General features: G+C 59.8%; 19 protein-coding genes. 13 read left to right on the top strand and 6 right to left on the bottom strand.

What is annotated here, in order from left to right; all coding sequences use genetic code 11:
* The first annotated feature begins 333 nt into the window (after positions 1-333).
* From QPL96_RS14695 to QPL96_RS14685, 3 genes are all read left to right on the top strand, one after another.
* Positions 334-1,716: a CmpA/NrtA family ABC transporter substrate-binding protein gene (locus QPL96_RS14695; RefSeq protein ID WP_303288061.1), complete on the top strand. Its 1,383-nt coding sequence runs from the start codon at positions 334-336 to the stop codon at positions 1,714-1,716.
* Positions 1,717-1,743: 27 nt separating this feature from the next.
* Complete coding sequence (locus tag QPL96_RS14690; protein ID WP_303288060.1) at positions 1,744-2,751, top strand: ABC transporter permease; 1,008 nt, start codon at positions 1,744-1,746, stop codon at positions 2,749-2,751.
* 154 nt (positions 2,752-2,905) lie between these two features.
* On the top strand, positions 2,906-3,772 hold the full coding sequence (locus tag QPL96_RS14685; RefSeq protein ID WP_303288059.1) for an ABC transporter ATP-binding protein: 867 nt from the start codon (positions 2,906-2,908) through the stop codon (positions 3,770-3,772).
* A gap of 10 nt (positions 3,773-3,782) precedes the next feature.
* On the opposite strand, the gene QPL96_RS14680 is transcribed toward QPL96_RS14685, so the two are convergent.
* The gene (locus tag QPL96_RS14680) at positions 3,783-5,078 is read right to left on the bottom strand and encodes a nitrate- and nitrite sensing domain-containing protein (RefSeq protein ID WP_303288058.1); all 1,296 of its coding nucleotides are present in this window, start codon (positions 5,076-5,078) and stop codon (positions 3,783-3,785) included.
* A 395-nt stretch (positions 5,079-5,473) separates the two neighbouring features.
* Between QPL96_RS14680 and QPL96_RS14675 the strand changes: the two genes are divergently transcribed.
* The 4 genes from QPL96_RS14675 (at position 5,474) to QPL96_RS14660 (ending at position 11,200) form a co-directional block, all read left to right on the top strand.
* The gene (locus QPL96_RS14675; RefSeq protein WP_303288057.1) at positions 5,474-6,706 is read left to right on the top strand and encodes an NAD(P)/FAD-dependent oxidoreductase; all 1,233 of its coding nucleotides are present in this window, start codon (positions 5,474-5,476) and stop codon (positions 6,704-6,706) included.
* Between the two features lie 48 nt (positions 6,707-6,754).
* Positions 6,755-9,262: a nitrite reductase large subunit NirB gene (gene nirB / locus QPL96_RS14670; RefSeq protein ID WP_303288056.1), complete on the top strand. Its 2,508-nt coding sequence runs from the start codon at positions 6,755-6,757 to the stop codon at positions 9,260-9,262.
* Between the two features lie 46 nt (positions 9,263-9,308).
* The gene (gene nirD, locus QPL96_RS14665) at positions 9,309-9,677 is read left to right on the top strand and encodes a nitrite reductase small subunit NirD (protein WP_303288055.1); all 369 of its coding nucleotides are present in this window, start codon (positions 9,309-9,311) and stop codon (positions 9,675-9,677) included.
* 122 nt (positions 9,678-9,799) lie between these two features.
* Positions 9,800-11,200, top strand: coding sequence for a wax ester/triacylglycerol synthase family O-acyltransferase (locus QPL96_RS14660; RefSeq protein ID WP_303288054.1), 1,401 nt, complete (start codon positions 9,800-9,802; stop codon positions 11,198-11,200).
* A 10-nt stretch (positions 11,201-11,210) separates the two neighbouring features.
* Here the strand turns inward: QPL96_RS14660 and QPL96_RS14655 are convergent, their stop codons facing one another.
* From QPL96_RS14655 to QPL96_RS14645, 3 genes are all read right to left on the bottom strand, one after another.
* A complete protein-coding gene (locus QPL96_RS14655; protein ID WP_088558487.1) occupies positions 11,211-11,618 on the bottom strand; it encodes a TM2 domain-containing protein in 408 nt (135 codons plus the stop codon).
* A 469-nt stretch (positions 11,619-12,087) separates the two neighbouring features.
* Entirely contained in the window at positions 12,088-12,873 is a 786-nt protein-coding gene (locus QPL96_RS14650) for a class II glutamine amidotransferase (RefSeq protein WP_303288053.1), read from the bottom strand.
* 47 nt (positions 12,874-12,920) lie between these two features.
* Positions 12,921-14,027 (bottom strand): sensor domain-containing diguanylate cyclase, encoded by a 1,107-nt coding sequence (locus QPL96_RS14645; protein WP_303288052.1) that lies wholly within the window; start codon positions 14,025-14,027, stop codon positions 12,921-12,923.
* A gap of 270 nt (positions 14,028-14,297) precedes the next feature.
* Between QPL96_RS14645 and QPL96_RS14640 the strand changes: the two genes are divergently transcribed.
* Both QPL96_RS14640 and QPL96_RS14635 read left to right on the top strand, forming a co-directional pair.
* Positions 14,298-14,756: a nodulation efficiency, NfeD-like protein gene (locus QPL96_RS14640; RefSeq protein ID WP_303288051.1), complete on the top strand. Its 459-nt coding sequence runs from the start codon at positions 14,298-14,300 to the stop codon at positions 14,754-14,756.
* Positions 14,757-14,758: 2 nt separating this feature from the next.
* On the top strand, positions 14,759-15,793 hold the full coding sequence (locus QPL96_RS14635; RefSeq protein ID WP_303288050.1) for an SPFH domain-containing protein: 1,035 nt from the start codon (positions 14,759-14,761) through the stop codon (positions 15,791-15,793).
* Positions 15,794-15,810: 17 nt separating this feature from the next.
* Here QPL96_RS14635 and yfbR read toward each other — a convergent pair whose 3' ends face one another.
* The gene (gene yfbR, locus QPL96_RS14630; RefSeq protein ID WP_303288049.1) at positions 15,811-16,404 is read right to left on the bottom strand and encodes a 5'-deoxynucleotidase; all 594 of its coding nucleotides are present in this window, start codon (positions 16,402-16,404) and stop codon (positions 15,811-15,813) included.
* Positions 16,405-16,545: 141 nt separating this feature from the next.
* On the opposite strand from yfbR, the gene QPL96_RS14625 reads away from it, so the two are divergent.
* On the top strand, positions 16,546-17,337 hold the full coding sequence (locus tag QPL96_RS14625) for an ABC transporter substrate-binding protein (RefSeq protein WP_303288048.1): 792 nt from the start codon (positions 16,546-16,548) through the stop codon (positions 17,335-17,337).
* 2 nt (positions 17,338-17,339) lie between these two features.
* Here QPL96_RS14625 and QPL96_RS14620 read toward each other — a convergent pair whose 3' ends face one another.
* Positions 17,340-20,171 carry a DUF748 domain-containing protein gene (locus QPL96_RS14620; RefSeq protein WP_303288096.1) on the bottom strand — a complete coding sequence of 944 codons (2,832 nt, stop codon included), beginning with the start codon at positions 20,169-20,171 and terminating at the stop codon, positions 17,340-17,342.
* 203 nt (positions 20,172-20,374) lie between these two features.
* Between QPL96_RS14620 and pdxH the strand changes: the two genes are divergently transcribed.
* The 3 genes from pdxH to QPL96_RS14605 are packed head-to-tail and all read left to right on the top strand — an operon-like array spanning position 20,375 to position 22,355.
* Complete coding sequence (pdxH, locus tag QPL96_RS14615) at positions 20,375-21,010, top strand: pyridoxamine 5'-phosphate oxidase (RefSeq protein WP_303288047.1); 636 nt, start codon at positions 20,375-20,377, stop codon at positions 21,008-21,010.
* Positions 20,979-21,734 (top strand): 4'-phosphopantetheinyl transferase superfamily protein, encoded by a 756-nt coding sequence (locus tag QPL96_RS14610; RefSeq protein ID WP_303288046.1) that lies wholly within the window; start codon positions 20,979-20,981, stop codon positions 21,732-21,734. The genes pdxH and QPL96_RS14610 overlap by 32 nt, the downstream gene beginning before the upstream one ends.
* Positions 21,735-21,773: 39 nt before the next feature.
* Positions 21,774-22,355, top strand: coding sequence for a DNA-3-methyladenine glycosylase I (locus tag QPL96_RS14605; RefSeq protein WP_303288045.1), 582 nt, complete (start codon positions 21,774-21,776; stop codon positions 22,353-22,355).
* Positions 22,356-22,425 lie beyond the last annotated feature (70 nt).

Below are 22,425 nucleotides of genomic sequence, written 5' to 3'. Positions count from 1 at the left end.
GCCAAGGCCCGTACATGGCGGCTCCGGACCTGCCGGGCTGCAGCGTGGTCTCGGGTCAGCGACCAAACCCAGTATCAAATTGGTGCAGATTTGACCGGCGGCGCACTAAAACCACCCGGATACCCACGCCCTTTCCCTGGCGCTCATGGGCGTGAGCCACCTAACTCACTGTTTTATAAAAGCCCGGAGATATGGCACGGCGCGTGCAGTACCCTAGCCAGAGACGCGCATTAACCACTCAACAGAAAACCGATCCCCAGGCACAGGCGCCTGCTTTCCGGCAACGGAGAGCAGGCGTTTTTGCGTTTGGGCCAAACAGAATGAGGGACACCCATGCAGATACTCACACGACAAACCGCCCGATGGCTGACTCGAATCCTCCTGGTAGCCAGCTTCTGGACCGGTAGCGCCCAGGCCCAGGCGGAAATTGGCCCGGCCGAAAAGCCGGACCTCAAGCTCGGCTTTATCAAACTGACGGACATGGCACCGCTGGCGGTTGCCTGGGAGCAGGGCTTCTTCATGGACGAGGGCCTGTTCGTGGAGCTCGAGGCACAGGCAAACTGGAAAGTGCTTCTGGACCGGGTCATCACCGGGGAGCTGGACGGCGCTCACATGCTGGCCGGCCAGCCTCTGGGCGCCTCCATCGGCTACGGCACCCGGGCCGATATCATTACCGCTTTCAGCATGGACCTGAACGGTAATGGTATTACTGTCTCCAATGATGTCTGGGACACCATGAGCCAGCACATCCCCGGCAATGCAGACGGCAAGCCCGAACACCCGATCAGTGCCCGCGCCCTGTTACCCGTGGTTGAAGCTGCCCGGGACCGGGGAGAACGGTTTCGCATGGGCATGGTGTTTCCGGTGTCCACCCACAACTATGAGCTGCGCTACTGGCTTGCGGCCGGCGGCCTGAACCCCGGCTACTACGCGCCCCAGCGCGGCGACACCAGCGGCACCCTGGAAGCGGACGTACACCTCTCGGTAACCCCACCGCCGCAGATGCCCGCCACCATGGAAGCCGGCACCATCCAGGGTTACTGCGTGGGCGAGCCCTGGAATCAGCAGGCTGTATTCATGGGCATCGGTGTGCCGGTCATCACCGATTACGAGATCTGGCCGAACAATCCGGAAAAAGTCTTCGGCGTGACCCGCCAATGGGCCGAGGACTACCCCAACACCCATCTGCGCCTGCTGCGGGCCCTGATCCGCGCGGCTCACTGGCTGGATGAGAACAACAACGCCAACCGGGGGGAAGCCGTGAAAATCCTCGCGCGCTCCAACTATGTCGGTGCCGATGAGGCGGTGATCGCCAACTCCATGACCGGTACCTTCGAGTATGAGAAGGGCGATGTCCGCGAAGTGCCGGATTTCAACGTCTTCTTCCGGTACCACGCCACCTACCCCTACCCGTCCGATGCCATCTGGTATCTCACCCAGATGCGCCGCTGGGGCCAGATTCCCGAGGCCAGGCCGGACGACTGGTACATGGAAACCGCAGCCCGGGTCTACCGCGCCGATATCTATGAGCAGGCTGCCCGGTCACTGATTGCGGACGGCACCCTGGAGGCTTCGGATTTTCCGGATTTCGACGCCGAAAATTTCCAGCGCCCGCAGCAGGGTGAGCTGATTGACGGTGTCGCTTTCACTCCCCGGACACCCAACGCCTATATCGACAGTTTCGACATCGGCCTGAAAGGCACGCAAACACCGTAAGCGGGTTTGCAAGGAGGTTTTATCACCATGACTACAATCACTTCCGCCAACAGAAGCTCTCAGCCACCACACTGGCTGGCACGCAGGCTCCGGGGCCTGGGCGATTCCCTGGCACCCGATCAGCTGGCTGCTACCGGCCGGCAATTGTTGCTGCCACTGATGGGTATTCTGATATTCGTCGGTTTCTGGCACCTCGCTGCGCCTCAGGTGGACACTTCCCTGGGCAGCTTTCCCGGCCCGGCCCAGGTCTGGGAACAATCGGGCCAGCTCTGGCAGGAGCATGTCAACCAGCGCGAGCGGGCTGACAGGTTCATTACCATGCAGGAGGAGCGGAACGCCCGGATTCTGGCGGACAATCCGGAGGCCGAAGTAAAAATCCGGAACTATCCCGGCGCGCCCACCTTTCCGGACCAGATCGTAACGAGTCTGATCACGGTTCTGGCTGGATTTGTTTTGGCGACGGCAATCGCGGTGCCGCTTGGCATCGTGGTGGGCCTGAACCGGCACTTCCAGGCCGCGGTCAATCCGCTGATACAGATCTTCAAGCCGGTATCACCACTGGCCTGGCTGCCCCTGGTTACCATGGTGGTGTCGGCCACCTACGTGAGCGATGACCCGGTGTTCGAAAAATCGTTCCTGACCTCGATGATCACAGTGACCCTGTGCAGCCTCTGGCCCACGCTGATCAATACCAGTGTGGGCGTGGCGGCGGTTCATCCGGACCTGCTGAATGTGTCCAGGGTACTCCGCCTGTCGTTCTGGACCCATGTCCGCAAGGTGGTGTTGCCTTGCTCTGTGCCGATGATTTTTACCGGGCTGCGGGTGTCACTGGGGATTGCCTGGATGGTGCTGATCGCGGCCGAGATGCTGGCCCAGAGCCCGGGGCTGGGAAAGTTCGTGTGGGATGAATTCCAGAACGGCAGCAGTGAGTCGCTGAGCCGGATTATGGTGGCGGTGCTGGCCATCGGGTTTATCGGGTTTGTGCTGGATCGGGTGATGCTTTTGATTCAGCGCCGGGTTGCCTGGAACGAGTAACCGGTTGCTCTGGAGCATGCCGCACCGGGTGGGTCACGCCTCCCGAAACACGCGGCGAGTACATCCCTGTACGCTCCGCAAAAACATCCATGTTTTTGAGGGTTTCGGGAGGCGTGACCCACCCGGCGCTCCGTTTAACTAAGAGGTGCTTTCCATGACCAAGTCACATCTTGAATTAACCGGCGTTGAGATGGCGTTTGATACGCCGAAGGGGCCGTTTGTGGCACTCGACAACATTAATCTGAAGATCAAGAAGGGCGAGTTTGTTTCCCTGATTGGCCACTCCGGTTGTGGCAAATCCACGGTGTTGAACATTGTCGCGGGGTTGCTTCAGGCCACCAAAGGCGGCTGTGTGCTGGATGGCCATGAGGTAAATTCGCCGGGGCCGGAGCGGGCGGTGGTGTTCCAGAACCATGCGCTGATGCCCTGGCTGACGGTGTATGAGAACGTGGAACTGGCGGTACAGCAAGTGTTTCGAAAATCCATGGGCAAGCAGGAAAGACGCGACTGGATTCACCACAACCTGGAGCTGGTGAATATGGCCCATGCGGCCGACAAGCGTCCGGGAGAGGTCTCCGGCGGTATGGCCCAGCGGGTGGGCATTGCCCGGGCCCTGGCCATGAAACCCAGTGTGCTGCTGATGGACGAGCCCTTCGGCGCCCTGGATGCCCTGACCCGGGCTCACCTGCAGGATTCACTGATGGAGATTCAGCAGGAGCTGAACAATACGGTGATCATGATTACCCACGACGTGGACGAAGCGGTGTTGCTGTCTGACCGGATCATCATGATGACCAACGGCCCGGCGGCCACCGTAGGCGAGGATCTGTACATTGATCTGCCCCGGCCCCGCAACCGGGTGACCCTGGCGGATAACCCGGGGTACGTGCATTACCGGCAGGAGGTATTGCGCTTCCTGTACGAGAAGCAGCGCAAGCTGGAGCAAATAGCGCCGCGCCGTTCCGGAAAACCCGACACCTCTGAGGCAGAGGCATCTGAGTCCCGGGCGGCCAGGGCCTGAGCCGGCCCAATCACTTCAGTACATCCGCCATGGACACCAGGGCCCGGGCCACTTCGGGCAGTTTCCGACCCTGGTCCATGGCCAGTTTTCGTAGCGCCCGGTGTGCTTCGTCGTTGCTGATCCTGCGATGGCCCATCAGCAGCAGCACCGCCTTTTCCTGGGTTTTCCGGTCTTCCAGGGCTTCCCTGGCACTCTGCAGTTCATCGGTCATCTGTTGCAGGCGCAGGGCCTGCTCCTGAACCAGGTCGAAGATGGAGCGGCCAAACTGTTCGCCTGCTCCGTCACTGGCCCAGGTCTCCACCGCCCTGTTTTCATTGCCTGAGTCACACAACACCAGCATGGGCTGAGACAGAGGCTCCCGGGCTCCAAGGGAGGCAATCAGGGTCTCCTGGTGGGCAAGGGAGTTCCGGGCGTCGGCAAAACGCTCGATACAGCGGGCATGAAAGCAGCCTTCCACGGAGTCCTCCACCTTTTTAAGTTCGTCCATGCGTTCGGACATAAGACCAAACCACCGGTCCGCCAGCGAAGGGTCCAGAGGTTTGTAGCGGCCGACGGAGGTGCCCAGTTGCCGCAGCTTTTCAATTTCGGCCTCCCGGCCGTGGCCTCGAAGTGCCTGCCACAACGCCAGCGAGTCTTCGTCGGCGAAGCTGATAAACACCTCGAAACACCGTTCCTGCGCCTCATTCAGGTGCGCCATGCGCTGGCACAGTGCGCGATCAAACTGGCCACTGGAAAACCCGGCGGACCCCACCGCCCGTTCCTGGCCGCAGAGTTCCTTGCCGTTCATCAGGTGCACCATGGCCACCAGAAGCCCGGCAATGGTGGGGTCAACAGCGGTATCCGCAGCCTCAAACACCACCGCAATCAAGTTGTGAACCAGGCAGCTGTAATCCTCGGTGGCGGAGGCCGCCGTCACTTTCCGGGCAGCCACACAACGCCGCAGTTCCGGCAGCCCCTCCAGGCCATGAAGCGCAGTGGCCAACTGGTTCAGCAGCCGGCTGCTCACCGGGTGGGCTGTCAGTTCCCGATGGATCTCCGCCAGGGCCTGGTCGAACTCTCCACACAGCCGATCAGACGCCGCGACCATGGCTTGTCGCTCGCGGGTAAATTTCCCGCCGGCGGAGCCCAGAAACACATTGGACGCACCCCGTTCGCACTGCAGCGCATGCACCAGGTTGCTGATGCACTGGACCAGTTTGCCCATCTGCAGAAAATACTTGAGGTTCACTAACTCGCAGTTCTTTGAGGCGATCAGGTAGTCGCCGGCAGTAGGCGGCTTGTGACCAGCGGCGCGTTTCGTGTTCATGACAGACTCCGGAGGCACGACAGCCTCGATTTCAAAGATCAATGTTCAATTCCGTTCAGCCCACCCACGGAACCAACCTCTGGACAGTTATGAGCAATTACCGCGCCACCGCATTCTGGCCCCAAAGCCGTGCAAACTGCCCCGTGGCAGGGCAGATTTTTTAAGCCTGCCCGGTCAACGTACAGACAATAAACACCCACCTCATTGATTTTAATTAATTATTTAAATTGGCACGAATATCGCTGCAATTTAACCAAGGACGAACTTCCCGGCCAGGGATCAGGCCGAACCATCAGATCATTGTTGTTGGCATTGGCGCCGGACCATCGACTTCCCTCGGGAATAGATGCTCCGGCTTTTTTTTGCCAGAAACGAAACGGACGGGCGCGAAGGCGATGACTAAACAGAGCGAATCGACACTGGTGATCTGCGGGCATGGGATGGTTTCCCAGCGCCTGCTGGAAGCCCTTTGCCGTGGGCCGGGGCGGCCGTTTACCCGCATTGTCGTGTTCAATGGCGAAATAACGCCTGCCTATAACCGAGTACAGCTCTCGTCGCTGCTCGCTGGCGAAACCGACGAACGCTCCCTTGCCTTGCAGCCCGGCGACTGGTTCCGGGACAACGCCATAGAAGTACACGACGGCGAACCGGTTACGGCCATCAACCGGCAGGACCGCAAGGTCACCACCGAAACCGGCCGGGTCCAGTCCTACACGCACCTGGTTCTGGCCACCGGCTCACAGCCCGTAAAACCGGGGGTGCCGGGTGAGGATCTCCCGGGCGTCATGACATTCCGGGATCTGAACGACACCCGGACCCTGATTGAGGCCACCCGGCGCCACTGCCGGGCGGTGGTGATCGGCGGAGGCTTTCTCGGCCTGGAGGCTGCCGAAGGTCTCCGGCAACGTGGTATGGCCGTCACCCTTCTGCATCGAAGTGGCCACTTGCTGAACCGGCAACTGGATAGGGTCGGCGGTCAGCTACTGCAGCGGCACATGGAAGACCGGGGCGTGAACGTACGCACTGGAGCGTCGCCCAAAGCCATGCTCGGGCGCTCCATGGTACGGACGGTGCAACTGGAGGACGAAACCCTGATCAGCACCGATCTGGTGGTGATTGCTGCCGGGATCTCACCCTCGATCAGATTGGCCCGGGACGCCGGTCTCGCCTGCGACCGCGGCATCCTGGTGGATGGCCGGCTGCGAACCACAGACCCGGCAATTTCTGCACTGGGTGAATGTTGCCAAATGGGAGACACCACCTTCGGCCTGGTGGAACCGGGTTACCAGCAGGCCGAAGTACTTGCGAGCGTGCTCGGTGGCAGAGCCCCGAAGGCCAAATACCAGCCGGTGAACACACCGACCCGACTGAAAATCAGCGGTGTCCCCATTTTTTCCTGCGGCCAGGTCAGCCCCGGCCCGGACACCGAATCGGTGGTCTGGCAGGACCACGAACAGAATCACTATTGCCGGCTGCTGATCAAGAACCAGCGCCTGACCGGCGCCGTGCTGCTGGGTGATACCCGTGACGGCCCCTGGTACAGCCAGCGCATCCAGCAGCAGGACGACATTTCCCGGTACCGGGATCACATTGCATTCGGCAAGAACTACTGCGAAGCGGCGGCCTGAGCCTTCAGCCCATAAAGCGCCATCCGCCCGAAGAAAGAGGACAACCCCATGAGCAAGAAAACCCTGATAGTCGTCGGCAATGGCATGGTCGGCCACCATTTCCTGGAGCAATTCTGCGCCAGCCCGGCTGCCGCCGATTTCGAAATCATCGTTTTTGGCGAGGAAAAGCAACTGGCCTATGACCGGGTCCACCTGTCGGAGTATTTCGGCGGTTCCACCCACGCGGATCTGGCCATGGGTACGCTGGAGTGGTACGCCGGGCAGGGCATTCAGCTGCACCTGAATGAACAGGTAACCAGCTTCAACCGGGAAAGCCGCACCCTGGAAACGCCCCGTGGCAGTTACCGGTACGACGAACTGGTGCTGGCCACCGGCTCCTATCCGTTCGTGCCACCAATCGACGGCAATGACCGCCCCCACTGCCTGGTCTACCGCACCCTGGACGACCTGGATGCCATTCGCGCCAGCTCGGAAGGCGCCCGCACCGGCGTGGTTGTCGGCGGCGGCCTTCTTGGCCTTGAGGCCGCCAACGCCCTGAAGTGCCTTGGCCTTGAAGCCCACGTCGTGGAGTTCGCACCGCGGCTGATGCCGGTTCAGCTTGATGCCGACGGCGGCGCCCTGCTGCGCAAAAAGATTGAGGAACTGGGCGTTCAGGTGCATACCGAGAAGGCGACCACGGCCATTACCGAGGGCCAGGATGCGCGCCTGCGCATGAACTTCAGCGATGAATCCTTCCTGGAGACCGACCTGATTGTGTTCTCCGCGGGCATCCGCCCCCAGGATGCCCTGGCCCGGGCAAGCGGCCTGGAAATCGGCGAGCGCGGTGGCATTGTCATCGACAACCACTGCACCACCTCGGACCCGCACGTCCATGCCATCGGCGAGTGCGCCCTCTGGGAACAGAAGATTTTCGGTCTGGTGGCACCGGGCTACACCATGGCCCGTACTTTGTCCGCAGATTTGAACGGCGACCGTGAGACCGCGTTCACCGGGGCCGACATGAGCACCAAGCTGAAACTGCTGGGGGTGGATGTGGGCTCCATCGGCGACGCCCATGCCCAGACGCCGGGCGCCCGCAACATCCGCTTTAACGATGAACAGGCCGGCCACTACCGCCGAATGGTGATCAGTGAGGACGGCAAGACCCTGCTCGGCGCCATTCTGGTAGGGGACAACAGCCACTACGATACCCTGCTGCAATACGCCCTCAATGGCATCCCCCTGCCGGACAATCCGGAAACCCTGATCCTGCCGGAAAGCCAGGGCGGTGCGCCTGCGCTGGGTCCGGATGCCCTGCCGGAGACCGCCTCGATCTGCTCCTGCCACAACGTCACCAAGGGCGACATCTGCAGTGCCATTGATGCTGGCTGCACGGATTTTGGCAGCGTGAAAGCCGAGACCAAAGCCAGCTCCGGCTGCGGCGGCTGCACCGCTCTGCTCAAAAACGTGGTGGATTGCGAGTTGGAGAAACGCGGCGTGGAAGTCAGTAAAGACCTCTGCGAACACTTCCCATACAGCCGTCAGGAGCTGTTCCATCTGATCAAGGTCAATGGCATTCGCACCTTCCGTACCCTGATCAAGCAGCATGGGATGGGTCAGGGTTGCGATATCTGCAAACCGGCAGTCGGCTCTATCCTGGCCACCTGCTGGAACGAGCACATTCTGGCCACCGACCATGTGCCCCTGCAGGATACCAACGACACCTTCATGGCCAACATGCAGAAGAACGGCACCTACTCGATCGTACCGCGCATTCCTGGCGGCGAGATAACGCCGGACAAACTGATTGTGCTGGGTGAAGTGGCGAAAGAGTACGATTTGTACACCAAGATCACTGGCGGCCAGCGGGTGGACCTGTTCGGCGCCACCCTGAGCCAGCTTCCGGAGATCTGGGAAAAGCTGATCGCCGCCGGCTTCGAGACCGGCCACGCCTACGGCAAATCCCTGCGTACCGTGAAATCCTGTGTCGGCAGCACCTGGTGTCGCTACGGCGTGCAGGACAGCGTGGGCATGGCGATCCGCCTGGAGGACCGGTACAAGGGCCTGCGGGCGCCCCACAAGGTCAAGATGGCCGTTTCCGGCTGCACCCGGGAGTGTGCCGAGGCCCAGAGTAAAGACTTTGGCGTGATTGCCACGGAGAAGGGCTGGAACCTGTATGTCTGCGGCAACGGCGGCATGCGGCCCCGCCATGCCGATCTGTTTGCCACCGATCTGTCCGATGAGGCGCTGATTCGCACCATTGACCGGGTGGTGATGTTCTACGTGCGCACCGCCGACCGGCTGCAGCGCACCAGCGTCTGGATGGAGAACCTGGAGGGCGGTCTGGAATACCTGAAGCAGGTGGTGCTGGAGGACAGCCTGGGCATCTGCACCGAGCTTGAGGAGCACATGGAGGGTATCGTGAGCACCTACCAGTGCGAGTGGAAAACCGCGGTGGAGGATCCGGAAAAGCGGAAACGCTTCCGGGAGTTTGTAAATGCGCCTTCGCAGACCGATCCGGTTCAGCAGTGGACGGTAGAGCGGGGGCAGCGTCGGCCTGCATTGGAGTCGGCCTAACCTTCCGGTTTCAGTTTTGAGCGACATAACCTATTGGAGACTGACTATGAAAGCACGCACTCGTTGGGATGCGGTATGTACCGTCGATGATCTGGTCCCGGAATCGGGCATTGCAGTCTGGACCGAGGACGGGCCGGTGGCGGTGTTTTATCTGCCGCACCGGCTGCCGGCGCTGTTTGCGATCAGCCACAGTGACCCGTTCAGTGGCGCCAATGTGCTGGCGCGGGGGATTACCGGGGATCTGAAGGGTGAGCCGGTGGTGGCGTCGCCGTTGTACAAGCAGCATTTCAGTCTGCGCACCGGCGCCTGCCTGGAGGATGACACGGTCAGGGTCAAGACCTATCCCGTTCTGGTGGACGGTCATAAGATCCGACTGGCAATCCCCGAACGCCAACACAGGGCCGTGGCTGCGTAGCCCCGTCGTCAAACCGCGACCTGTGGGTGAGCCCTGGTTGGGGGTCGGAACCGAGGTTCTGACCCCGTCTTCAGCCCGGAATCTACCAGAGGTCAATTTTCCACCGGCAAAGCTGAGGTAAGATGAGCGGAAATACCAAAAACAAGGACGCTTCCGTGAAACCCCTCGGCCCTGCTGACCAACTGTTCCTCTGGCTGGAAAAACGGCAACAGCCCATGCACGTGGGCGGTCTTCAGCTGTTCTCCTTTCCCGACGACGCACCGGACGATTATGTTGCGCAGCTGGCTGACCGGTTAAGGCAGTACACGGAAGTAACCCCACCGTTCAACCAGCGCCTGGATTACCGTTTCGGTCAGCCGGTCTGGGTCGAGGATGAGCATCTGGACCTGGAGCATCACTTTCGGTTCGAAGCACTGCCCACACCCGGGCGGGTCAGGGAGCTATTGTCCTTTGTCTCGGCGGAGCATTCCCATTTGATGGACCGGGAGCGTCCGCTGTGGGAATTCCACCTGATTGAAGGGTTGGGCGAGCGGCAGTTCGCGGTTTACATCAAGGTGCATCACGCTTTGGTGGACGGTGTCTCAGCCATGCGCATGGTGACACAGATGCTCTGCCAGGATAGCTGCGCGCGGGACATGCCGCCGATCTGGGCCATGCCACGCCGACCGGCCAGGGAAGGAGATGAAGGCGGACCATCCCTGTGGCGGAGCGTTGGTCATCTGTTGGGAGAATCCGGCAAACAACTGGGCACAGTGCCTACCGTTGCCCGGGAACTGCTTCGGACCATCAACAACGCCCGGAAAGACCCTGCCTACTCGTCCATTTTTCACGCACCCTGCAGCATCCTGAACCAGAAAATCACCGGCTCCCGGCGCTTCGCCGCGCAATCCTATTCCCTTGGCCGGATAAAAGGCGTGTGCAAAGCCTACGGAACAACGGTCAATGACGTGGTGATGGCCATGTGCGCGACCGCCCTGCGAAGCTACCTGATGAACCAGGACGCGCTGCCGGAAAAGCCCCTGATCGCCATGGTGCCGGTGTCCCTGCGCAAGGGTGACACCTCCGGCGGCAACCAGGTCGGCGTTATCCTCGCCTCATTGCACACCGATGTCGCCAGCCCGGCGACACGGCTGATGCAGATCCACGAGGATGTGAAAGCCGCCAAGGACCGCTACGCCCAGATGTCCCCGGAAGAAATCATCAACTACACCGCCCTGACCCTGGCACCCGCGGCGCTCCACCTGCTGACCGGCATGGCTCCGAAGTGGCAGACCTTCAACGTGGTGATCTCGAACATCCCCGGCCCGAGGGAAACCTGCTACTGGAACGGCGCAACGCTCGACGGCATGTACCCTGTGTCCATCGCCATGGACCGCCTGGCCCTGAACATGACCCTGACCAGCTACGGCGACCAGGTGGAATTCGGCCTCATCGGCTGCCGCCGCACGCTACCCAGCCTGCAGCGGATGCTCGACTACCTTGAAGAGGCCCTGGTCGAACTGGAAACCACCGCCGGCCTGTGATCCGAAAGGATCAACCGAAGCGGCGCTCTTCGTTGCGGATGGAAATCTGGTTGTTCAGGGTCCAGAAATCATACAACACACCGATCAGGAACAGGCCGCCGGTAAACAGGTAGATGATGCCCGTGATCCACTTGCCCATGTACATTCGGTGAATGCCGAACACACCCAGGAAGGTGAGCAGGATCCAGCCAATGTTGTAGCTGACCTCACCTTCCCGGAACCGCAGATCCGCCTCCCGGTCCATGGCCGGAATGAGGAACAGGTCAATAATCCAGCCGATAAACAGCAGCCCCAGGGTAAAGAACCAGATGGTGCCGGTAACGGGTTTGCCGTAGTAAAACCGGTGCGAGCCCAGGAATCCGAAGATCCAGAGCAGGTAGCCGATCAGTTTGCTGTGGGTATCTGGCCGTTGTGTCATTTGTTGCTGTGTCCTTTTAACCTGGTGCTGGATTCTGGCACTGTTCACGTACTTCACACCATTGTGGCATGAGCCTGGAAAAACAAACTCAAACAGATAAATAAACCAGGATGCCTGGAGTACTTATGGCCCAACTTCAGGCGGCGAATCCGAGAGTGCCATGGATGGTTAGCCTCAGTTCCCGAGTTAGCAGGAAACCGGCCGTCCTTACCGGCGAGGTTCAGGGCATGCTCGGCCATAACAATAGCACCGGTAACAAACACCCGGAGATGCTGAATGATCCCAAAGATTTTCCCTTAAGGTACTGCCAAGGGCCTATGGTGGATGTGGAGCAAGAACGGCCCCTTCTCGAGCGTGATCCCGGCCTCGCTGGAATACTTCCGGCCCGGGGTCCACCCCGGGACCATAACAACAGCGAGTTGCTTTTTCCCGGAAGAACGACCTCCCTACCTGATTAGCCACTCCCAGGTCAGGCATTCGATTCAGCAACGCCTGAACGTATGACCTCTCCCTTCCGCCAAAGACGCCATTCACCCGGCTGGTAAACATCCCATTTCTCATCCGTAGTCAGCGGTTCGGTGACGATCACGCTGACAATGTCGTTGGGGGTGGTTTCGGATTCAAAATCAACGGTGACATCGGCATCTTTCAACCGAGCGGGCCCAAAAGGTGCCCGGCGGGTGATGCTAGCCATTTTTGTAGTGCAGTAGGTGAACAGCCAGTCGCCGTTGCTAAGGAGCAGGTTGAAAACGCCCTGGCTGGCGTAGGCCCGGCATAGCCAGACTAGGTGATCGACAATCTTATCGGTATTGGTGTTCCGGTCGCAGCGGCTGCGCAGGTGGTTGAGGATATCGCAAAACAGGGCCTCGCTGTCGGTGGTGCCAACCGGCTCATAGAAACCGGGTGACGGCCGGAACCCCGAGAGCTGACCGTTATGGGCAAACACCCAGTATCGGCCCCAGAGTTCGCGCATGAAGGGGTGGGTGTTGGCCAAGCAGATTTCACCGACGTTGGCCTGGCGAATATGGCAGACCGCCACCTCACTTTTGATCGGATGGGTCTGGACCACTTCGGCAATTCGGGAGCTGGCGCTGGCGTCAGCATCATGGAAGGCTCTGATGCCTTTGCCCTCGTAAAACGCGACGCCCCAGCCGTCCCCGTGGGGGCCTGTTTCCCCGCCGCGGCGGGTCAGCCCGGTGAAGCTGAAGCACAGGTCCGTGGGCGTGTTGGCGCTCATGGCCAGCAATTCACACATGGGGGTAGGTTATTCCTCTTAAAGGCACTCCCCCAAGAATACAGGAACTAACCAGCCTCGCCAGTCAGAAATGTCCTGGCGAAGGAAGTTTGCCCGGTTTCGTCCCGGATCACACGGTTCCGGCCCGCCTGCTTTCCGCTGTAGAGATAGCCATCGGCAATACGGAACAGGGTTGCAGCCTGCCGCCCGTGGTCCGGCCACTGGGCAATGCCAAAAGAAGCAGTAACACAAATGCGGGCTTTGCCATACTCAAGTTTCCGATCAGCGATTCGCTGGCGCAGTTCGTCCATCAACTCAAAGGCGGCGTTGGGTTCCACGTCCCGAAGGATCAGCCCAAACTCTTCTCCACCAAGCCGGCCGACAAAGTCCGTGCTCCGCAGCCGCTCGGTCAGACAGCGGGCGATATCTTTCAGTACAAGATCACCGGCTTCGTGACCAAGGGTATCGTTGACCACCTTGAAATGGTCAATATCCATAACCACCAGCGCGAACCCGGAGCCACTTCGCTCGCTTTCCGCGATAGTGCGGTTAACGGTGCCCTGGAAATTGCTGCGATTGGCCAGGCCGGTTAGCGCATCGGTCTGGGCCATGTCCACCAGACGTTGCTCGGCTTCCTCACGACGCATTTCATACAGGTGGATAAACGCCAGCATCAGCATGCCACACAACACCATGTTAAGAAGGTCAATCAGGGCACGGGGATTGCCCACCTGGCCAAGGTAAACGAAGTAAATCACACCTCCCGCCAGCATGAAAGGCACACTGAGAATCATGCCCTCACGCTTTCCCAGCAGTAGATAGGCCAGAACCGGCATCATGAGGACCCAGACAAAGGCAGCAACTGACGCTTCCGGTAACAACATGATAACCAGAAAAAAAACAAACAGAGTGACCAGATAGCCGTAAATCCACTGCTGCAGATAAGGCGTGGCCCTCAGCCGCCACACGCCAAAATACAGTACGACACTGGCCACCAGTTCTCCGGCACCCACCCAGACGTAACCATTAAGGATCTGCAGGATCGCAAAAATCACCAGCGCAGAACCGGTGCTGAAAAAAAGCAGCCGCATCAGTGAACGGCGATGACTATCGCGCAGACCTGAGCGGCTCTGTTCCAGAGTGGCCCCCAGATCTGGATGGTGACGTGAATTCATGCTGACTCTTCCTTGGAGCAGCCTTCGAGTATAGACTCGGATACCTGTTTGTAAAATGTACAGAAAGCCCGGGAGTCACCTGAGCCCACCGCCCATTCAGCCTGCTATCAGAAACAGTTGCCTGATGGCGGGGTATGACTTTAGTGAACTGTGCCTCAAGGCAATCCGGCCACCCTCTGACGTGGCTCCGGGTTTTGGGTACAATCCGATACCACCAGGCGGCTCATCGAACCGGCCTGCATACCTTTCCCCAAATCTGTGGGTTTCTTTATGGAATGGAGTCTTACGCATTTCTGGCTGATCCTGGCCCTGGCGCTCAGCCTCGCCGAACTGGCGTCCGGCGTTCTGTTGCTCCTGGCCTTGGGTATTGCCGCAGCATTGACCGCCCTGCTGGCATTTCTGGGCGTGCCGTTCGAATGGCAACTCGCCGGCATGGGCGTTTTCTCGGGGATTCTGGTACCGGTTGCCATTCGCTGGATCCGTCCTCGTTTTTCGCCCCGTGGCGTGGCCTACGGCACGACAGGAACCGGCGTTGAGCAAGGTCGGCGCTACCAGACCCTGAAGCGGGATTTCGACGGTGCTTCCGGCATCAAGATCAACGGCGACTTTTATCGCTTGCGAGTCAGTGACACCGGAAACACCGACCTTCCGCAAGGAACCGACGTCATTTTCAGGCAATTTGACGGCACGACCGCCGTTGTTGAGACGATCACACACAAGGAGCAGTAAGCATGGAAACCTACCTTTCACCCGGGCTGATCATCAGCCTGATTGTTGTCGCTATCGGTATTTTCATCATTGCCAAGGGCCTGGTGATCGTTCGCCAGTCCGAGGTGATGGTCATTGAGCGCCTGGGCTCATTCAATCGCATCCTTGAGAGCGGCGTTAACATCATTATTCCGTTTATTGAGCGGCCACGACCCATCAGCATGATCCGCTATGTGCGCATGGGTGACGATTATCATCCGGTTACCAGTGACGAGACCCGGATCGACCGCAGGGAGACGGTCATGGACTTTCCGGGCCAGCCAGTGGTCACCACGGACAACGTGACCGTGAAGATCAACGGCGCCCTGTACTACCAGATCATCGACCCACGCCGCGCCGTGTACGAAGTCGCCAACATGAGCCAGGCGGTGGAGGTTCTCGCCAAGACCACCCTGCGGTCGGTGGTGGGCAAGATGGAACTGGACAAGCTGTTTGAGTCACGCAGTGAGGTAAACAATGCCATCCAGGCCGAAATGGAAGACGCAGCCTCCAAGTGGGGCGTAAAGCTTACCCGGGTCGAAGTCCAGGACATCAGCATGCCGGAGGAAGTGGAAGAAGCGATGCGGTTACAGATGGCGGCAGAGCGCAAGCGCCGGGCTACGGTGACCGAAGCCGAGGGTGAAAAGTCGGCCGCGATCGCCATGGCCCAGGGCCAGCGCGAGTCTGCCATTCTCAATGCCCAGGGCGACAAGGAATCCGCCATTCTGCGGGCCCAGGGTGAGCAGGAGTCCATCCGCCTGGTGCTCAGTGCCATGGGGGATTCCGAGGACAACAAACAGACCGTTATCGGTTACCTGCTGGGGCAGAGCTACATCAAGGTTCTGCCCAACATGGCGAAGGACGGGGAGCGGGTGTTTGTGCCCTATGAATCCTCAGCGCTGCTGGGCTCCATGGGCATGTTCCGTGAACTGGCGGGCAGCCCGGAAGACACGGTTCGCCAACACCTCCAGCGAGACGGCCTGCGTGGCGGGCTGGTCGGCGCTGCCGGTAACAGTTAAGGCCTGACAAAAGCCTCTCAACCCAGCAGGTTATCCAGGGGTTGCTCGTAACTGGGCGCGAAGACCTTCAGAAAATAGGAAACCTCTGGCAGCCCGTCTGCGTCCAGCCTCTGGCGAATCTGACGGGCAGCCGGCTCGAACTCCTTGTTGCCGGCCTGGATTTCCGCCCGGCACTTGAGCCACGCGGACAGCCGGTCGGCAGCCTTGATCAGTTCCCGGTCCTCCGTCGGCCACTGAGATTCGCGAAGGTAGGGCGAAAATTCCTCTCTCAGATCTTCCGGAAGCAATGCCAACAGTTCGGCTTCCGCCTTGTGCTCGATATCCCCGAACGCCTCCCGCATAACCCGCGAATGGTATTTCACCGGTGTCGGCATGTCTCCGGTAATCACTTCGGTTGCGTCATGATAGAGCGCCGCTGCCGCAATCCGGTCAACGTTTGCATGGCCACCGAAATGCCGGTTGCGGATTATGGCCAGGGCATGGGCCAGGGTGGCCACTTCCCAGGAATGGGTAGCGACGTTCTCCTCAATGGCATTTCGCATCAACCCCCAGCGCTTGATCCAGCGCAGGCGGGAGACATAGGCAAAAAAATGGCTGACAACACCACCCATCAGTCACAGTCCTGTTTTATAAAAGTTGATAATTTTTTTATTCAAATCCGTGAATTCACCGTGCTACTCTGAATAAGTATTCAATTGTTACATACTGGGGGCATAGCGTTGAATCCAGTGTCCTTCGTCCGGAGCAGTCTGGTGGCGCTTTTCGCCGGCATCATGCTGGCCTGGTCCCCGGTATCCGTCGCCGAAACCAAAATCAAGGTCGGTGTCTATCACTTCCCGCCGGTCGCCAGCGTCGGTCCCGATGGCAAGCCAACCGGTCTCCTCGGCGATCTGCTGGAAGAGCTCGTACAGATCCACGGGGATATCTCTTTCCGGGTTGTCCACACCTCTCCGAAGCGCCGGTTCCTGGATTTCGACGCCAAACTCTATGACGTGATGATCTTTGAATGCCCGGACTGGGACTGGCGCGACAAAGAGGTGAGCATCAGCCGCCCCCTTCTGGTAGACGAAGATTTCTACGTGGCGCTGAGAAAACCGGGCCGGGATCTTTCGTTCTTCGACGACCTTCCCAGCCACACCATCGCAGCGATATCCGGCTACCATTACAGGTTTGCCGGTTATGAAACCGACCATTCAGTCCTTGAGCAAAAGTTTCGTATCGAGTTCTCGGACAACCACAGCCGCAATCTGAAGCTGATCAAGGTGGACAGACCTTCCGTTGCCGAAGTGGCCATCGTCAGTCACTCCTATCTGCAGATGCACCTCGCCGGGCATCCGGAGGATCGCGACACGCTGCTGATTTCGGACAAACCGGATCAACGCTACCAGCTCGCCATTATAGCCCGCAAGGACGGCACCCCGAGTGCCGACGAAATACTGACGCTGTTGTCACCACTGATAAAGAACGGCCGGTACCAGCGTCTCGTTGAAAAGTGGGGCCTGCGGCTGCCGGCCGGCTTCCCGACGGGTGACGAAGCGCCCTGAGCTCAACGAACATCCAGGCTGAACGCAACGACCACGCGTCCATCATCACCAACCTCCGCATTGCGGGAGGGGTCGAGCAGGAATAACTGGCCTGCCGGAACCCCAAGGGTATTCTGCAACAGGTTCCGGAGCGCGACACCGCGAGCCGAGGCGAGGTTACTCAAGGCCTCCGGGGCCAATGCCCGCTCTCCTGCAATGTATGCTTCCCGGGCTGCCTGCCATGCCGCCCCGGACAATTCCTGCCGGCCTCCTTCGGTCAGTTGGTCACGCAGTAACGCCAGGCCATCGGCTTGAGGTGCGACACTGCCACGGATGTTCAGAAGCAGATCCGGCCGTTCCAGCAAGGCGTCCGCCAGCACCGACAGTTTTTCCGCTTCACCCTCTGCCAGCTCAGTACTGCCGGGAACAAAGCCCACCTTGCCAAGCTCTTCGCCACCGAACCCTGCCAGCCCGGCAACGGAGCCCAGCATGCTGAAGGGAGACGTTGCGGCTTTCGCCAGCAGGTTCACGAACGCCCGCATAACAACCTGGCCGACACTGAAGTCTGGACTGGAAAGGTCGCCGCTAATCGGCAGATTCACTTCAATAACGCCCTTCCGGTCTCGCAGCAGGGCCAGGCCCAGCTTGACCGGAGCTTTGACGGCCTGGTCGCTCGGTATCGAAGCGCCCAGTTCAAGCCGGTCCATAATCACCCGGTTGGAGGCCTCGATCCGTGTACCGGAAATCTGATAATCGAGGTTGAGATCAAGCTTGCCACTGTCTACTCCATACCCCAGGTATCGGCCGAAGTAGGGGGAGAGCGTGGGCAGGGAAAGATTTTGCATCATCAGTTGGAGATCACTGACGTCCTCGGTACCGAGAGTGCCGAGGGTGCCTTCGAATCCCAGATCCGCGACGCCGCCGACGCGGCCGTTCATCGACACCTTGCCCTGTTGCGGGGAGATATTGCTAAGTCCGGTGACGCTGCCGTTCAGTTCATCAAACGAGGTTGTGAAGGCCGGCTGCAGGGTGCGATCCGTGTAGGCCAGGGCGCCATCCTCAAGCATCAGCTGCCCGATCCTGAAGATAAACTCCGGCTCCGAATCCCCCGCTTTCTGCTGGTCGGAAGACGGCTCATCCTGGCTGCCAGAGGCAGGCCCTCTGACGATCTGCTCAACGTTATGGACACTGTCCGCATTACGAACCACATTGATGACCGGCTGTGCCAGGGTCACTGTGCCGATTTCCAGACGGGCGGGGTAGACGTTGTATTCGATGGGCGCCAGTCGCAGGGTTTGCCAGGACACCAGCCGCTCGGAACCGCCGGGCAACCGCACACTAAAGCCGGCCACTTCCGCGGTACCACTGAAAGTGCCGGTGAGTGGGTCCTGCTGGCCATCCAGGTCCAGGTTGCCATCGACTCCGAGACTTCCACTGGCTATGGCAAGATTGGCGCCCTCCTGAACATAAGGTTCAAAGGCAGCCAGTTGCACCCCGATCCCGGAAATGGCGGCTTCCAGAGTGAATGGCCAGGGGGTTACCTGGCCCGTCAGTGACAACTGCCCGCCACTGGCCAAGGTGCCCTGCATCTTATAGGTCACCGGTTCTTCCAACCGATGACTGATTGGCCCGGTGGACACCGATAACTGCTCCAGAGCAAGTTCTACAGGGCTCTCCGGTTGGCTGTCCTGCCAGAGAATCCGGCTGCCAGACAGGGTCACGCCCGCCACAGACCACCAGAACGGCTGTCCGGCGTTTACCGGCTCTGCCCCACCGTTCGGTGGCTTGCTGGCTTGGGGGCCTGGAGCCAGTGGCGCCAGCCAGTCAATCTGGCCGGTCTCACTCCGGGCCAGCGCCAGATCCAGGTTCTCCAGGGCAACCTGACCCACGTTGATTTCACGTGCGTTGAGATCAAAGTCGATGGCATCGACAGACAGGGTGCCGTTACTCAACCGGACCTGTCCGCTCTCCTCATTCAGGGCAAGGGCAAGATCCTCGAGGGCCAACTGGCCGTTACTGGTTTCCAGATGGAAGACCTCACCGGCCTGCAGTTCATAGTCGGAACTGAGGGTGACACTTCCGCCTCGCAGGTCATAGGGAAAGTAGGGGCTCAGGAAGTGAGCGATGGTTTCATAGCTGACCGCAGAAATCTTCACGGAACCACTGGAATAGAAAGGCGCGATACTGAGCTCCCCCGCCCACTCGACGGTCTGGCTGTCCAGTGCGGCGTGCAGCGCGTAGTCGCTATTCTGGCCCTCACGGCGCCAGGTGGCGAGGTCGGTCAGAGTCAGATCCAGTGGCGTTATGCGAAACTCGGCCATTTGCTGCTTGCTGAAATCCCGGAACAGCACTTCACCGCCATTGACGGCAATCTGCCGGAAATAAACGCGGGCTGGCTCGGTGCCTTCTTCAGCGACAGGCGGTTCCGCTGCCCCGGCAGGTTCAGGATTGGCACGTTGCCAGTCCCGGGCGAAATTGACACTGTAATCCTTCAGCAGGTCAACCCGGATAAAGGGTTTTTCCAGCTGAATCGCCTCAAAGCCGGCGATGCCACGGATCAGTTGGAAGAAATTCATGTCGACCAGCAACCGATCAAAACCAGCCACCGGCTCGCCGCCACTGTCCCTGGCCGAAAGCCCGAGCACGTCGACCCTCAGCGTGTAAGGGTTGGCGCTGATGTCGGTTACTTCCGCACGCCACCCCATACGCTGGTCCAGCTGTTCGGGTATCGACCGTTCCAGCCACCAGGGGAGTAGCAGGAAGCCTGCAAGGGTATACAGAATCAGAAGGACCAGCAATCCGATCAACAGATTCCTGGGAACACGACTGCGTTGACGGCTCTGGGCCACGGACATCTCCTCATAAGCGGCGGAATCCCGGGGCAATCTTGCCCACCTGCCTGTTCACAAGGATAGTCGGCCCGACGCCGGTTTGTCAGCTGTGCCGGTTACAGCCGGTCAATACTGGCTCCAGTATCGCTGACAGTCAGGCCTGAACCCGATATGCTGCTCAGTCGTATTTATCCCGTGTCAGTTGCGCGCGAGTGAGAGGAAGGTTTATGGACATCAGTGATATGCGTCGTGATTTCGAGAGCGAGGGCCTGGGTCGCGACGCGCTGGACAGCAATCCGGTCGGGCAGTTCCAGAGCTGGTTCGAGGATGCCCGGGAGGCCGGCATTCTGGAGCCCAACGCCATGTCACTGGCCACAGCGGGGCGCGATGGCATGCCAGACCTCCGTACCGTGTTGCTGAAATACTTTGACAAACAGGGCTTTGTTTTCTATACCAACTACCGCAGCCGCAAGGCCCGGGAGATGGATGAAAACCCGCAGGCCGCCCTGCTGTTTCCCTGGATCGGCCTGAACCGCCAGGTCAGGATTCAGGGCCAGGTAGAAAAAGTCAGCAAATCAGAATCGCTGCGCTACTTCGCATCCCGGCCAAGAGGCAGCCAGATTGGCGCCTGGGTCTCCGAGCAGAGCAAGGCCATCACCTCCCGGGGGCTGCTTGAACAGAAGCTTGCCGAGATAAAACGCAAGTTCGCCGAGGGTGAAGTGCCCCTGCCCGGTTTCTGGGGCGGTTACCGGGTGGTTCCCGAGCGCATTGAGTTCTGGCAGGGTCGGCCCAGCCGGCTTCACGACCGCTTTGAGTATGTGAGGGACGGCGATGGCTGGCTCATCCAACGGCTCCAGCCCTGACCCCCGGCCAGCCATTTGGCTGTGCCATCAGACAGATGGAATCGAGGCCCCCCCTCCGGCATGGCTGACCGGGTACGAACAGGATACGGTCAGGAAATTCAGCGGCCCCCGTGAACGGGAATATGTGACCAGCCGCTGGCTGATTCGACAGGCCATTGGTAAATCCGCCAACCTCCCTCCGCACCAGTGTCGCCCTGTGGCCGGTCGCCCCACTGCTTCAGGTCGCCCCGATGGCTGGCAATTATCGCTCAGCCACAGCCACGGTTTGTCTGCCTGCGCCACTCGTGCCAGCTCTCCCATTGGCCTGGATCTGGAACCCTGCCAGCGCCATCCGCAATGGCAGAAGGTGGCCAGGCGCTGGTTCACAGCGGTTGAACAGGAATGGCTGTTCCGGGAGGACGATCCCAATGCTTTCCTGAAGGTCTGGACCCTGAAAGAAGCCTGGCTGAAAGCCACCGGCCGGGGCATTGCCGGCAACCTGCAGACTCTGGAGGTACGCAAGAATTTCGAAATCTACGGAGACCAGCCCGGTGAGGACTGGCAGGCCTCCTGCTGTTATATTGAGGGCTACCTGGTAACCCTGGTATTTCGTGGGAGCCGGCCGCAATGGCCTGATATCACCCTGCTGGAACCGCCGCCCGGGGATTTCAGCCTGGTGGATGCGGTATCGATGGAGGCTTCCTGGGAGCCTCTGTTCCAGCGGACCATCCGCCCGAAATATTAGTGTTCCGAACGAAGCGGAGACAACGGAGGCCACTCTGATATGGATAACCCCGAACGCTGTCCCTGGTGCGGAAATGATCCGCTTTACGTGCACTATCACGACACCGTGTGGGGGCGCCCCGAATACGACGACCTGGCACTGTTCGAAAAACTCTGCCTGGATGGCCAGCAGGCCGGGCTGAGCTGGATCACCATCCTGCGAAAACAGGAGAGTTACCGGGCCGCCTACGATCACTTCAACCCGGAGAAGATCGTTCACTACGATGAGTCCCGGGTTGCGGAACTGCTGACCGATCCGGGCATTATCCGCAATCGCCTGAAGGTGCAGTCGATCATCAGGAACGCCCGGAGTTATCTGAACCTGCAGGATAAAGGGATGGGTTTCGGCGAATTTACCTGGTCCTTTGTCGAAAACCAGCCAATTCAGAACTACTGGCGCTCGCTGGCAGACGTGCCTGCGGCAACCCCTGAATCCGAGGCCATGTCCAAAGCCCTGAAGCAGGCTGGCTTTACCTTTGTCGGCCCTACCATTGTCTATGCCTTTATGCAGGCCACCGGCATGGTCAACGACCACCTGGTGCAGTGCCCGCAACATCTGGAATGCTATTTACTGAGCCAATGATCTCAATGGACTGGAGGGTCGTACGTTCTGGAGTGTTTTAAACCCCGGAGCTTGACCGTGAGAATCACCC

This window comes from Marinobacter sp. SS8-8 (assembly GCF_030540945.1).
GTDB lineage: Bacteria > Pseudomonadota > Gammaproteobacteria > Pseudomonadales > Oleiphilaceae > Marinobacter.
The sequence above is the reverse complement of the archived record's forward strand: the minus strand, read 5'-3'. Positions and strand labels throughout refer to the sequence as shown.